The 13,036-nt window shown below is 64.0% G+C and carries 12 protein-coding genes and 1 riboswitch; of the genes, 6 read left to right on the top strand and 6 right to left on the bottom strand.

Going from position 1 to position 13,036, the window contains the following annotated elements:
- Nucleotides 1-104: 104 nt before the first annotated feature.
- A riboswitch (TPP riboswitch) is annotated at nucleotides 105-209 on the bottom strand.
- Between the two features lie 167 nt (nucleotides 210-376).
- Nucleotides 377-1,834 carry a TolC family outer membrane protein gene (locus tag IFT57_RS15615; RefSeq protein ID WP_192151975.1) on the top strand — a complete coding sequence of 486 codons (1,458 nt, stop codon included), beginning with the start codon at nucleotides 377-379 and terminating at the stop codon, nucleotides 1,832-1,834.
- Between the two features lie 454 nt (nucleotides 1,835-2,288).
- Here IFT57_RS15615 and IFT57_RS15610 read toward each other — a convergent pair whose 3' ends face one another.
- The 4 genes from IFT57_RS15610 to IFT57_RS15595 form a co-directional block, all read right to left on the bottom strand.
- Complete coding sequence (locus IFT57_RS15610) at nucleotides 2,289-4,064, bottom strand: acyl-CoA dehydrogenase C-terminal domain-containing protein (RefSeq protein WP_192151974.1); 1,776 nt, start codon at nucleotides 4,062-4,064, stop codon at nucleotides 2,289-2,291.
- 90 nt (nucleotides 4,065-4,154) lie between these two features.
- Nucleotides 4,155-5,960 (bottom strand): phenylacyl-CoA dehydrogenase, encoded by a 1,806-nt coding sequence (locus IFT57_RS15605; protein ID WP_192151973.1) that lies wholly within the window; start codon nucleotides 5,958-5,960, stop codon nucleotides 4,155-4,157.
- A 208-nt stretch (nucleotides 5,961-6,168) separates the two neighbouring features.
- Nucleotides 6,169-6,918 carry a TOBE domain-containing protein gene (locus IFT57_RS15600; RefSeq protein WP_192151972.1) on the bottom strand — a complete coding sequence of 250 codons (750 nt, stop codon included), beginning with the start codon at nucleotides 6,916-6,918 and terminating at the stop codon, nucleotides 6,169-6,171.
- Between the two features lie 9 nt (nucleotides 6,919-6,927).
- A complete protein-coding gene (locus tag IFT57_RS15595; RefSeq protein ID WP_192151971.1) occupies nucleotides 6,928-7,659 on the bottom strand; it encodes a ComF family protein in 732 nt (243 codons plus the stop codon).
- Nucleotides 7,660-7,760: 101 nt separating this feature from the next.
- Here IFT57_RS15595 and bioB point away from each other — a divergent pair, with 101 nt between their 5' ends.
- Genes bioB through bioD form a run of 5 tightly spaced genes read left to right on the top strand, consistent with a single transcriptional unit; the run spans nucleotide 7,761 to nucleotide 12,326 of the window.
- A complete protein-coding gene (gene bioB, locus IFT57_RS15590; protein WP_122796552.1) occupies nucleotides 7,761-8,819 on the top strand; it encodes a biotin synthase BioB in 1,059 nt (352 codons plus the stop codon).
- 53 nt (nucleotides 8,820-8,872) lie between these two features.
- Nucleotides 8,873-10,045 carry an 8-amino-7-oxononanoate synthase gene (gene bioF / locus IFT57_RS15585; RefSeq protein ID WP_192151970.1) on the top strand — a complete coding sequence of 391 codons (1,173 nt, stop codon included), beginning with the start codon at nucleotides 8,873-8,875 and terminating at the stop codon, nucleotides 10,043-10,045.
- Nucleotides 10,038-10,769 carry an alpha/beta fold hydrolase gene (locus IFT57_RS15580; protein ID WP_192151969.1) on the top strand — a complete coding sequence of 244 codons (732 nt, stop codon included), beginning with the start codon at nucleotides 10,038-10,040 and terminating at the stop codon, nucleotides 10,767-10,769. The genes bioF and IFT57_RS15580 overlap by 8 nt, the downstream gene beginning before the upstream one ends.
- A complete protein-coding gene (bioC, locus tag IFT57_RS15575; RefSeq protein WP_192151968.1) occupies nucleotides 10,762-11,649 on the top strand; it encodes a malonyl-ACP O-methyltransferase BioC in 888 nt (295 codons plus the stop codon). The genes IFT57_RS15580 and bioC overlap by 8 nt, the downstream gene beginning before the upstream one ends.
- The gene (gene bioD, locus IFT57_RS15570; protein ID WP_192152070.1) at nucleotides 11,646-12,326 is read left to right on the top strand and encodes a dethiobiotin synthase; all 681 of its coding nucleotides are present in this window, start codon (nucleotides 11,646-11,648) and stop codon (nucleotides 12,324-12,326) included. Before bioC ends, bioD begins: the two co-directional genes overlap by 4 nt.
- Nucleotides 12,327-12,332: 6 nt before the next feature.
- Here the strand turns inward: bioD and IFT57_RS15565 are convergent, their stop codons facing one another.
- Both IFT57_RS15565 and IFT57_RS15560 read right to left on the bottom strand, forming a co-directional pair.
- On the bottom strand, nucleotides 12,333-12,719 hold the full coding sequence (locus IFT57_RS15565; RefSeq protein ID WP_192151967.1) for a PIN domain-containing protein: 387 nt from the start codon (nucleotides 12,717-12,719) through the stop codon (nucleotides 12,333-12,335).
- Complete coding sequence (locus tag IFT57_RS15560) at nucleotides 12,716-12,955, bottom strand: type II toxin-antitoxin system Phd/YefM family antitoxin (protein ID WP_122796558.1); 240 nt, start codon at nucleotides 12,953-12,955, stop codon at nucleotides 12,716-12,718. The genes IFT57_RS15565 and IFT57_RS15560 overlap by 4 nt, the downstream gene beginning before the upstream one ends.
- Nucleotides 12,956-13,036 lie beyond the last annotated feature (81 nt).

The following is a 13,036-nucleotide window of genomic DNA, read 5'->3' as shown; positions in this document are numbered from 1 at the left end:
TGAAAGGCACGGATGCATCCTGTGAACGGATGCTGTGCTTGTACGCGAGGTGCTGTGCAGAAAATGCGCGAGACCCCGGACGAAGCACAAGAGGACTCGCCGAAAGGACGAGAAATCTTGTTCCCTACGCAGGCGTTAACCTGATCAGGTTCAACGGGATCCGGATTATCCGATCTCAGCCTCATAGCAAGGCACCCCGACAAGAACGTGCACAGCATAGACGGCCCGCACACGGAACGCCAACTCCGCCTGCAGGTCTTGATATTGGCCGTTGCGCCGGATTGTTGTGCGGCGCGCCGCGCTCTACACTCGCCCTGCCCCACGCCTCTTTTCACAGCTGACGCCCAGACCCAGCTTTCAGACCAAGGATTGCCCCATGCTGCGCAGTAGATTTCCCTCGGCAACGGCCCTCGCCCTGGCCGTGTCCGGTGCCATCCCAGGCATGGCCCAAGCGCAGCAGGCACCGCTGGCGAGCATGACCGATCTGGTCAGCGTCTATCAGGAAGCGGTGCTGAACAACGCCGACCTGGCCGCTTCGCGTGCCGACTACGCCGCGCAAAGCGAAATCGTGCCGCAGGCGCGGGCCGGTTTGCTGCCCAACCTGTCGGCGGGCTATGACATCAACGATACCCGCACGGCGCTGGACCAGCCTTCGGCGGTGTACAACCGCAGCGGCAATTCCTACCGGGCGCAGTTGAGCCAGCCGCTGTTCCGCGCCGACCGCTGGTTCCAGCTCAAGGCCGCCAAGGCGGTCGACGAGCAGGCGGCCGTGCAGCTGTCGGCCACCGAGCAGAATCTCATTCTGCAGAGTGCCCAGGCCTATTTCTCGGTGCTGCGCGCGCAGGACAATCTGGCCACCGCGCGTGCCGAAGAGAATGCTTTCCGGCGCCAGCTCGATCAGTCGCAGGAGCGTTTCAACGTCGGTCTTTCCGACAAGACCGACACCCTGCAATCCCAGGCCAGCTACGACACTGCCCGGGCCAATCGAATCATCGCCCAGCGACAGGTCGACGACGCCTTCCAGGCCCTGATCACGCTGACCAACCGCGAATACAATTCGATCCAGGGCATCGTTCACACCTTGCCGGTGCTGGCGCCGATGCCCAACGACGCGAGCGCGTGGGTCGACACCGCTTCCCGGCAGAACCTCGATCTACTGGCCAGCAACTACGCCGTGGAAGCTGCCGAGCAGACCTTGCGCCAGCGCAAGGCCGGGCATGCGCCCACGGTAGATGCGGTGGCGCAATACCAGAAGGGCGACAACGACAATCTGGGTTTCAGCAATCCGTCCAACCTGCCGGGCGTGAGCTATGGCAGCGATGTGTCGCAGCGCAGCATTGGGGTGCAGTTGAACATTCCGATCTACAGCGGCGGCCTGACCAGTTCGCAGGTCCGTGAGGCCTATGCACGGCTTACGCAAAGTGAGCAGCAGCGTGAAAGCCTGCGTCGACAAGTAGTGGAGAACACCCGCAACCTGCACCGTGCGGTGAATACCGATGTCGAGCAGGTGCAGGCGCGCAAGCAGTCGATCATCTCCAACCAGAGCTCGGTGCTGGCCACGGAAATCGGCTATCAGGTGGGAACGCGCAACATCGTCGACGTGCTCGATGCGCAGCGTCAGCTATACAGCTCGGTGCGCGACTACAATAACACCCGCTACGACTACATCCTCGACAACCTGCGCCTCAAGCAGGCCGCGGGCATTCTCAGCCCCGGCGACCTGCAGGACCTGACGCGCTTCCTCAAGGCCGACTACAACCCGGATCGGGATTTCCTCCCGCCGGACCTGGCCAAGGCGGCAGAAGCGCTGCTCAAGCCGCCAGCGAAACCATGACCTGACGCGCCGCTGCTACAGGGCGTGCGAGAGCCGCGTCGGGCGGTGATGCGGGGTGTCAGGTGGATCGCGTCGTTGGTGACGCGGCTCGCGCCGCTGCTACACGGGACGCGAACCTTCACGACTGGCTTGCGCAACCCTGTAGCAGCGGCGCGAGCCGCGTCCGGCCTTGATGCAGTGGGTCAGATGTACCGCGCAGTCGGTGACGCGGCTTGCGCCGCTGCTACAGGGGAAATTATTCGGGATCGGAAAAAAGAAAACCCCGCCGAAGCGGGGTTTTGCAGACTGTTTCCCATGACATCCATTTCCGTCCGCCGTCCTGGCAGAAATCCTACGTGTCCCTGTTATATCTAGGCGCATCCTGCGCAACGTCCTTGGAGTGAAGATTAACTGTGGATCCAATCTACGGATATAGCTCAAAGACACCACGTGATGTAAGCCAAAGCTTACACCGTCAGAATTGCTCCTCACCCAACAGAAACAGCGACGCGCTGCCAGCATCGACGGCAGCCGCCAACGAGTGGATCCGCGGCAGCAACCGGGCGAAATAAAAGCGCGCAGTGCCCAGTTTGCTGGCATAGAACGCCTCGTCCTGCCGGCCCAGCGCAGCAGCGGCCATCCTTGTCCACATGTAGGCATAGGCGGTGTAGCCAAAGGCTTGCAGGTACTCGACCGACGCGGCGCCGATCTCGCGCGGGTCGTTCGCGGCGCGGTCCAGAACCCCGGCAGTCAGCGCATCCAAACGGTCCAGCGCGTGGATCAGCGGCTGGGTGAACTCCTGCAACCCGGCGTCGGCATCGGCGGCGTAGCCACGCACCTCGTCGGAAAAAAGCTGATAGAACGCACCGCCGTTGCCCACCACCTTGCGGCCCATCAGGTCCAGCGCCTGGATGCCGTTGGTGCCCTCGTAGATCTGGGTGATGCGCACATCGCGGACCAACTGCTCCTGGCCCCATTCGCGAATATAGCCGTGGCCACCGAATACCTGCTGGCCATGCACCGTGGTTTCCAGGCCCAGGTCAGTGAGGAACGCCTTGGCCACCGGTGTCAGCAAGGCCACCATGTCTTCGGCGCGCTTGCGCGTGGCCGGCTCCTCGCTGTACTTGGCGGTGTCCAGCTGCAGCGCCACGTAGGTGGAGAACGCCCGTCCGCCTTCGTTGCAGGCTTTCATGGTCAGCAGCATGCGGCGCACGTCCGGGTGGACGATGATCGGGTCGGCCATCTTGTCGGCCTGCATGGCCCCGGTGGGCGAACGGCTCTGCAGCCGGTCACGGGCGTACTCCACAGCGTTCTGATAGGAACGCTCGGCCGACGCCAGGCCCTGAATGCCTACGCCCAGACGCTCGTAGTTCATCATGGTGAACATGGCCGCCAGCCCCTTGTTGGCCTCGCCGACCAGGTAACCGGTGGCGCCATCGAAGTTCATCACGCAGGTGGCCGACGCCTGGATGCCCATCTTGTGTTCGATGGAACCGCAGGACACCGCGTTGCGCGCGCCCAGGTTGCCGTCGGCATCGACCATGAACTTGGGCACCAGCAGCAGCGAGATACCCTTGGGGCCTGGCGGTGCGTCGGGGAGCTTGGCCAACACCAGATGGATGATGTTCTCGGTCAGGTCGTGCTCGCCGCCGGTGATGAAGATCTTCGTCCCGCTGACCTTGTAGCTGCCGTCGGCCTGCGGTTCGGCGCGTGTGCGAATCAGGCCGAGGTCGGTGCCCGCATGGGCTTCGGTCAGGCACATGGAGCCGGCCCAGGTTCCGGCATACATCTTGGGCAGGTACGTGCGTTTCAGCTCTTCACTGGCATGGGCGTTGATGGACAGGCAGGCACCTGCAGTCAGCATCGGGTACAGGCCGAACGCCAGGCTGGCCGAGTTGACCATCTCCTCGACCTGCGCCGAAATCACCTTGGGCATGCCCATGCCACCGTGGGCAGGCTCGCCGCCCACGCCGACCCAGCCACCCTCGGCGTAGGTCTGGTAGGCCTGAATGAACCCGGCCGGGGTGGTCACCGCAGTATCGCGCCAATGGCAGCCCTCTTCGTCGGCCGCTCGGCTCAAGGGCGCGATGGCCTGGGCGGTGACCTTGCCGGCCTCCTCGAGAATGGCCTCCATGGTGTCGACATCGACGCTGTCGGCCAGGCCCGGCAGCTGCGCCCAGTGGCTGGCAACGTCGAATACTTCGTTCAGGACAAAGCGCATATCGCGCAGGGGAGCTTTGTAATCCGCCATGGCTGACTCGCAGAAATTCGAGGGCTGAGGTTCGAAAGCCGGGTGGCGCGCTCGGCAAGACGCGCGCCGCCCGGCTGGTTGGCGTACCTGTCAGTAGGACAGGCCGAAGTGCGCTTCGTCCATGTCCATCAGGTTGGCCGCGCCCGAGAGCATGGCGGCAACGTGAGTGCGGGTGCGCGGCAGAATGCGCTGGAAGTAGAAGCGCGCCGTCTGCAGCTTGGCCGTGTAGAACGCGGCATCGCCCGTGCCTTCAGCCAGCTTTTGCGCTGCCACACGAGCCATGTCGGCCCAGAAATAGGCCAGGCAGGCGTAACCCGAATACATCACGTAATCGACCGAGGCTGCGCCGACTTCTTCGCGATCCTTCATGGCGGCCATGCCGACCTTCATGGTCAGCTCGCCCCACTCCTTGTTCAACTGCGCCAAGGGTGTAACGAACTCGGCAACGGCTTCGTTGCCTTCGTTGGCCTGGCAGAACTTGTGCACGATGCGGGTGAAGCCCTTGAGTGCCTCGCCCTGGGTCATGAGCACCTTGCGCCCCAGCAGGTCGAGTGCCTGGATGCCGGTGGTGCCTTCGTACAGCATGGAAATGCGGCTGTCGCGCACGTTCTGCTCCATGCCCCACTCGGCAATGAAACCGTGCCCGCCGTAGATCTGCACGCCGTGGTTGGCGGCCTCGAAACCGACTTCGGTCATGAATGCCTTGGCGATCGGTGTCATGAAGGCAAGCAGGGCATCGGCGCGCTTGCGCTCTTCCTCGTCCTGGCTGAACTTGAGCACGTCCACCAGCTTGGCAGTGAAATAGACCATGGCCCGCGTGCCTTCGGCGAAGGCCTTGATGGTCAGCAGCATGCGCCGTACGTCCGGGTGCACGATGATCGGGTCGGCAGCCTTTTCGGGCGCCTTGGGACCGGTCAGCGAGCGCATCTGCAGGCGATCGCGGGCATAGCGCAGGCCACCCTGGAACGCGACTTCGGCATGGGCCAGACCCTGCAGGGCGGTGCCCAGGCGTGCCGTGTTCATGAAGGTGAACATGCAGTTCAGGCCCTTGTTGGCGGGGCCGATGAGATAACCGGTGGCGCTGTCGAAGTTCATCACGCAGGTAGCGTTGCCGTGAATGCCCATCTTGTGTTCCAGCGAGCCACAGCTCACCGCATTGCGCGCGCCGATCGCGCCATCGCTGTCGGGCAGGAACTTGGGCACGATGAACAGTGAGATGCCCTTGGTGCCGGCCGGTGCATCGGGCAGACGTGCCAGCACGATGTGCACGATGTTGTCGGCCATGTCGTGTTCGCCGGCGGAAATGAAGATCTTCGTGCCGCTGATCGCATAACTGCCGTCGGCCTTCGGTTCGGCCTTGGTGCGCAGCATGCCCAGGTCGGTGCCGCAGTGCGGTTCGGTCAGGCACATGGTGCCGGTCCACTCGCCGGACACCAGCTTGGTCAGGTAGGCCTCTTGCTGCTCGGGGGTACCGTGGGCGGAAATGGTGTTCATGGCGCCATGGGACAGGCCGGGGTACATGCCCCACGACCAGTTGGCGCTGCCGATCATCTCGCTCACCGCCAGGCCGAGGGATTCGGGCAGGCCCTGGCCACCGTGTTCGACGTCGTGGGCCAGGCTTGGCCAGCCGCCTTCGACGAACTGTTTGTAGGCCTGCTTGAAGCCGGTCGGCGTCTTCACGCCGTCTTCGCTCCAGGTGCAGCCTTCGATGTCGCCCACACGGTTCAGCGGAGCCAGTACCTGTTCGCAGAACTTGGCGCCTTCTTCGAGGATGGCATCGACCATGTCCGGGGTCGCATCCTGGCAGCCGGGCAGGCTTTGATAGTGCGCTTCGTAGCCGAGCAACTCGTCGCGGACGAAGCGAATATCACGCAAGGGGGCCTTGTAATCAGGCATAGCAATGAACCTCTGCTGATGAATTCCGGTGGGTTCGACCTGCGACAGGTTGTCGCTATCAAACGGCTGTTTGAAACATACGTTTACGCCTGGGCAAAGTCAATAGCCGCACGGCGCCAGTCGGTGGCCGTCAGGTGGTGCCGCGGCAGCCGCTGGCTGGCTAGCTGAAAGAGGGGGATCAACGGAATTCGGCGGGGTATGACGCTGGTTAAAGCGGGGTACCGAGCAGCACGTTGGCAGGATCGAGCCATACATTGACCGAGTCGCCCTCACGCATCGAGCAGTGCTCGGACAACGCGCACAGGGTTTGGCCGTTCGCCAGGCCGATACGCATTTCACAAGGCCCCTGAGTGTCCAGCAGGATCTGCTCCATGACGCCCTGCAAACAGTTATGGCCGGGTATGCCGACAGCGTCCAAGGGCAACACGCAGAGCCAACCGGCTTTGACCAGCGCCACCACCACCGCTCCAGGCGCGAGCGTCAACGTCTGCGTGCTGTCGTGAGTGATCTGCGCGCGCAAGCTCAGCCCGGCGCCCAGATCGAGGGTGATCTGGTCGTTGCGGCCCGAGGCGTCGATGGCAGTCACGCGGCCATGCAGTTGATTGCGGGCACTGGTGCGCAGCATGAGCCGGCCCAGCAGGTCGAGGTCGCCGGCGTCCTCGGCGGCTTCGAGCACTTGCGCCTGCAAGGCCTGGAGCTTCTGGTAGAGGCGCAGCATGCGCTGCCCTTCCGCGGACAAGCGCGTGCCACCGCCGCCTTTGCCGCCCACGACTCGCTCGACCAGTGGCGTGTGGGCCAGGTTGTTGAGTTCGTCGATGGCGTCCCAGGCGCCCTTGTAGCTCAGCCCGGCCGCCTTGGCGGCGCGGGTGATCGAACCCTGCTCGGCGATATGACGCAGCAGTTCGATGCGGTGTGGGCGACGTGCGATGTACTGGGCCAGCAAGGGGGGCAAGGTCATGGGCCAAGGCTACTCGGGCTTGGCCGTACGCGCCAGACAGTAGACGTCGACCCGCGCGGCGCCGCCCTCGCGAAGCAGCGTGGCCAGGGCCTGCGCGGTGGCGCCGGTGGTCATCACATCGTCGACCAGAGCCACGTGCAGCCCCTCCAACCGCGCATCGGGCAACAGGGAGAAAGCCTGTTGCAAGTTGTGCAGCCGCGCCCTGGCGCCCAACTCCTGCTGCGCCTGGGTTTCGCGCGGTCGTTGCACGAGGGTCGAATCGCAGTCGATCTGCAGTGCCTTGGACAACCATCGAGCGAGCATTTCAGCCTGGTTGAAACCGCGCCTGCGCAGGCGTTTGCGCCCCATGGGCACCGGGATCAGCAACTGCGGGCGCGGCAATCCTTCGTTGAAGCGGTGGTCGAGCCAGTGGCTGGTCAACTCGGCCAGCAAACGTCCGTAGGGCCACTGGCTGTTGTGCTTGAAACGCGTGATAAGGCTGTCGATGGGGAAACCGTAGTGCCAGGGCGTTTCCACCTTCTCGAAGGCCGGAGGCCGGCGCCGGCAGGGAGCGCAGGTGAACCCGCTCATCGCCAGCGGCAGCGCACACACCGTGCACTGCTCATCCAGCCAGGGCAGCTCGCATTCGCAGGCCTCGCACAGTGCATAGGGATTGCCCGACGCTTCGTCGCATAATACACATACCTGATCGTTTTTTAGCCACTTGTAAACCGAGACAGTTGCAGGAGGTTGACAGTGCATGGAGCTTCCTTAATCATGCCCGCATTCGACTCAATAGCCGCGTTGCGCCCATGGACATTCCTGCGTCCCTGCGCACGCCCAGCATAAACAAGGAATCGCCGATGAGCGCCAGTACAACTGCAACCGTTCGTCACGACTGGACCCTGGCCGAGGTCAAGGCGCTGTTCGTGCAGCCGTTCAACGACCTGCTGTTTCAGGCGCAAAGCGTGCACCGGGCGCATTTCGACCCCAATCGAGTCCAGGTCTCGACCCTGCTGTCGATCAAGACCGGCGCCTGCCCCGAGGACTGCAAGTACTGCCCGCAATCGGGGCACTACAACACCGGGCTGGAAAAAGAAAAGCTGATGGAAGTGCAGAAGGTGCTCGAAGAAGCCGCCCGCGCCAAGGCGATCGGTTCGACGCGATTCTGCATGGGCGCGGCCTGGAAACACCCTTCGGCAAAGGACATGCCGTATGTGTTGCAGATGGTTGCAGGGGTCAAGGCGCTGGGTCTGGAAACCTGCATGACCCTGGGCCGCCTGGACGAGGACCAGACCAAGGCCCTGGCCCAGGCCGGCCTTGACTACTACAACCACAACCTGGACACCTCGCCGGAGTTCTACACCAGCATCATTACCACCCGTACCTACAGCGAACGCCTGCAGACCCTGGCCCATGTGCGCGACGCCGGCATGAAGATCTGTTCTGGTGGCATCCTGGGCATGGGCGAGTCGCTGGACGACCGCGCCGGGCTGCTGATCCAGTTGGCCAACCTGCCCGAGCACCCCGAGTCGGTGCCAATCAACATGCTGGTGAAAGTGGCGGGCACGCCGCTGGAAAACGCCGAGGACATCGACCCGTTCGATTTCATCCGCATGCTGGCCGTGGCGCGCATTCTCATGCCGCAGTCCCATGTGCGTCTCTCCGCCGGGCGTGAAGCGATGAACGAACAGATGCAGGCCCTGGCCTTCCTGGCCGGAGCCAACTCGATCTTCTACGGCGACAAGCTGTTGACCACGGCCAACCCGCAGGCGGACAAGGACATGCAGTTGTTCGCCCGCCTGGGGATCGCCCCAGAAGCGCGCGAAGAACACGCCGACGAGGTTCATCAAGCGGCCATCGAGCAGGCTCTGGTCGAGCAGAAGAGCAGCGACCTGTTCTACGACGCCGCGTCCGCCTGACCCTGCGCCGGCCCCAGCGGCCGGCGTTCACCCCCCTGCCATTCGAGGCCTGCATGCCCTTCGACCTCAGCGCGCGCCTGGCCGAGCGCCGCGCCGCCGACCTCTATCGTCAGCGTCCATTGCTGCAAAGCCCGCAGGGGCCACGCGTGGTGGTCGATGGCCAACCGCTGCTGGCTTTCTGCAGCAATGACTACCTAGGCCTGGCCAACCATCCCGAAGTGATCAAGGCATGGCGCGAGGGCGCCGAGCGCTGGGGCGTGGGTGGCGGTGCATCGCATCTGGTGGTCGGTCACAGCAGCCCTCACCACGCGTTGGAAGAGGCTTTGGCCGAATTCACCGGGCGTCCGCGGGCGCTGCTGTTCTCCACGGGCTACATGGCCAACCTGGGGGCGGTCACCGCCCTGGTGGGACAAGGCGATACCGTGCTGCAGGACCGTCTCAACCACGCCTCGCTGCTGGACGCCGGGTTGCTCAGCGGCGCACGGTTCAGCCGTTACCTGCACAACGATGCCACCAGCCTGGAAACGCGCCTCGACAAAGCCACCGGCAATACGCTGGTGGTGACCGATGGCGTCTTCAGCATGGACGGTGACCTTGCCGAGCTGCCGCAACTGGCCGCTTCGGCCCGCGCCAAGGGTGCCTGGCTGATGGTCGACGATGCCCACGGGTTCGGTGCCCTGGGCGCCACCGGTGGCGGTATCGTCGAACACGTTGGGCTGGGGATGGACGATGTGCAGGTGCTGGTCGGGACCCTGGGCAAGGGCTTCGGCACTGCGGGCGCCTTCGTCGCTGGCAGCGAGGAACTCATCGAGACGCTGGTGCAGTTCGCCCGGCCCTACATCTACACCACCAGCCAGCCACCCGCGCTGGCCTGCGCCACGTTGCGCAGCCTGCAGCTGCTGCGCAGCGAGCACTGGCGACGCGAGCATCTGGCGACCCTGATCGCGCAGTTCAGGCAGGGCGCTGCCCGGTTGGGCTTGACCTTGATGGACAGCTTCACGCCCATTCAGCCCATTCTCATCGGTGACGCCGGGCGGGCGCTGCATCTGTCGCGGCTGTTGCGCGAGCGCGGATTGCTGGTGACAGCCATTCGCCCGCCAACGGTACCCGTCGGCAGTGCGCGATTGCGGGTGACCCTTTCGGCCGCTCACAGCAGTGCCCAGGTGCAGCAACTGCTCGATGCGCTGGCTGAGTGCTACCCGCTGCTGGGGGCCGAGCATGCCTGATCGGCTGATCCTGCTGCCGGGCTGGGGCCTGGGCACAAGCGCGCTGGACCCTTTGATCGCAGCTCTGCAGGGGCTTGCCGAGCCCGTGTACGTGCAGGTCGAACCGTTGCCTGCGCCAGGCTCTGCCCTGCTTGGCCGTTGGCTCGATGCGCTCGACGAGCGCCTGCCGAACGATGTCTGGCTGGGTGGCTGGTCGCTGGGGGGCATGCTTGCTGCCGAACTGGCGGCGCGCCGTGGCGAGCGCTGCCGTGGCTTGCTGACCCTGGCCAGCAACAGCTGTTTCGTTGCCCGCAGCGACTGGCCGGACGCAATGCCCGCTGAGACGTTCGAAGCGTTTCTGGCCGCTTGCGAGGCGGATCCGAAAAACCTGCTGAAGCGCTTCGCGTCGCTCTGTGCGCAAGGCGCTGCTGATCCGCGCGGGCTTTCTCGGCGACTGGCGGTTGCTGAGCCGACTTCGACACAGACGTTGGTGGAGGGCCTGCATGTGCTGGCGAAGCTGGATACCCGGGCCGCATTGCAGGCGTTTGCCGGGCCGCAACTGCACTTGTTTGCCGGGAACGATTCGCTGGTGCCTGTTGGTGCCGTGAGCGCGTTGCGGGAGCTGGTGCCGGAGGCTGAGATCGGCGTGGTCGAGCAGACCAGCCATGCGTTCATGCTGGAGGACTCGCAGAGGGTCGCCGGTGCAATTCAGGCCTTCCTGCGTGAGCGAGGTTTTGATGAATAACGGCAAAGGTTTTGCGTTTGGCGCAGGTTTTGCGGTGGTAGATGACGCGGCTTGCGCCGCTGCTACAGGGGCCGAGGCAGTGTCGGGGTTGCCTGACAAGCGGCGGGTGGCGGCTTCCTTTTCCAAGGCGGCGGCGAGTTACGACAGCGTCGCGCAGTTGCAACGCGACATTGGCCATGCGCTGCTCGCGCGCCTGCCGGCCGATCTGCAACCCTCGCAATGGCTCGACCTGGGCAGCGGTACGGGCTATTTCAGCCGCGCCCTGGCGCAGCGTTTTCCCGAGGTCGCCGGCGTGGCGCTGGACATTGCCGAAGGCATGCTGACCCACGCCCGTGGCCAGGGCGGAGCCACTTGGCATGTGGCCGGCGATGCCGAACAGCTACCCTTGCACGATGGCAGCTGTGGCCTGATCTATTCCAGCCTGGCGGTGCAATGGTGCAGCGACTTCGCCGCCGTGCTCGCCGAGGCTCGCAGAACCTTGCAACCCGGCGGCGTGCTGGCCTTTGCCAGCCTGTGCGCGGGCACACTGCACGAGCTGCGGCAAAGCTGGCGAGCGGTGGATGGCCGAGTGCACGTCAACCGCTTCCGTGAATTCGCCGACTACCAGCGCCTGTGCGCCGACAGCGGCCTGGAGGTGCTGGGCCTGGATAACGTGCCTCAGGTGCTGCACTACGCCGACGTGCGTGGCCTGACCCATGAACTCAAGGCGCTGGGCGCGCATAACCTCAACCCCGGTCGCCCTGACGGCCTGACCGGCCGGGCGCGCATGCTCGGCCTGCTGCAGGCCTATGAAGCCTTTCGTACACCCGTGGGGCTGCCAGCCACCTACCAGGTGGTCTACGCAGTGCTGCGCAAACCCGTCGAGCAAGGACAATTCTGATGAGCGCCTATTTCATCGCCGGTACGGACACGGACATCGGCAAGACCACGGTGGCGGCCGGCCTGCTGCACGCCGCCCGGCTCAAGGGCCTCAGCACGCTGGGTGCCAAACCCGTCGCCTCGGGCTGCGATGTGACGCCCAAGGGCCTGCGCAACAGTGATGCGCTGGCCCTGATGGCGCAAAGCTCGATCCGCCTGGAATACGCGCAGGTCAATCCAGTGGCCTTCGAACCGGCGATCGCCCCACATATTGCCGCTCGCGAGGCCGGCATCGCACTGACAGTCGGCTCACTGCTGGCGCCCATGCGCCACGTGCTGGCCCAGAAGGCCGATTTCACCCTGATCGAAGGGGCCGGCGGCTGGCGCGTGCCGCTGTCCGACCAAGCCAACCTGTCGGATTTGGCCATTGCCCTGAAACTGCCGGTGATTCTGGTGGTAGGCGTGCGCCTGGGCGCCATCAGCCATGCGCTGCTCAGTGCGGAAGCGATTGCCCGTGACGGCCTGCAACTGGCCGGCTGGGTGGCCAATATCATCGAACCGAAAACCTCACGGCTCGAGGAGAACCTCGCCACCCTCGCCGAACGCCTGCCAGCGCCCTGCCTGGGTCGCGTGCCTTACCTGAAGGACGCCACTGCCCAAAGCGTTGCCGAGCACCTGCATCTGGAGCTCATTGGGTAAGAAGATTCAAACGTGCAATGCGGGTGCGCCGTATTGGCTCAACAATGCGTCGGCCGTCAGTAACTGCATGCTCTCGAGGGTAGCCTGGGCGAATAGCAGGCGATCGAACGGATCGCGATGAATGGGCGGCAGTTTTTCCACGGCCATGCCATGGGCTGCAGTGATTGGTAGCTCGCTGTAGCCATTGAGCAATAGCTGCCGGCGCAGACGCGCGGTATCGATGACCGTGGAGCTGCGGCTCAGACCGTTCTTGATGGCCACTTCCCACAGGCTCGCTGCGCTGAAGTACACCTCGTGATCCATATTGCCGATCAACGATCGAGCACTTGCTGAAAGCATCGGGCTGTCCTTGGCAACCCAGATCAGGATATGCGTGTCGAGCAGTAACTTCACACCTTGCCCTCGAAGAGATTGGCGACCTCAATGTCCAGCTCATCAAAGTCTTCGGGTACCTCCAGGTCAAGCATGAAACCGATACGCTTTGCTTCACCCGGTGGTGGCGTGTCATAAGCCACCAGCCGGGCAACCGGCTTGCCGGCTTTGGCAATGACGACCACTTCACCGGCTGCGGCTTGATCCAGCAGCCGGGACAGATTGCTTTTGGCATCGTGGACATTGTGAATGGCCATCGGTGGCGACTCCTTTGTACAGGTGAGTACAGTTTATCTTAGCCCATCTGGTTAGCTAATTCTTTCATGCGCATTCATGCT

The sequence above is a fragment of the Pseudomonas sp. CFBP 13719 genome (assembly GCF_014842095.1).
GTDB lineage: Bacteria > Pseudomonadota > Gammaproteobacteria > Pseudomonadales > Pseudomonadaceae > Aquipseudomonas.
This window is presented reverse-complemented; position numbering and strand designations above follow the sequence as displayed.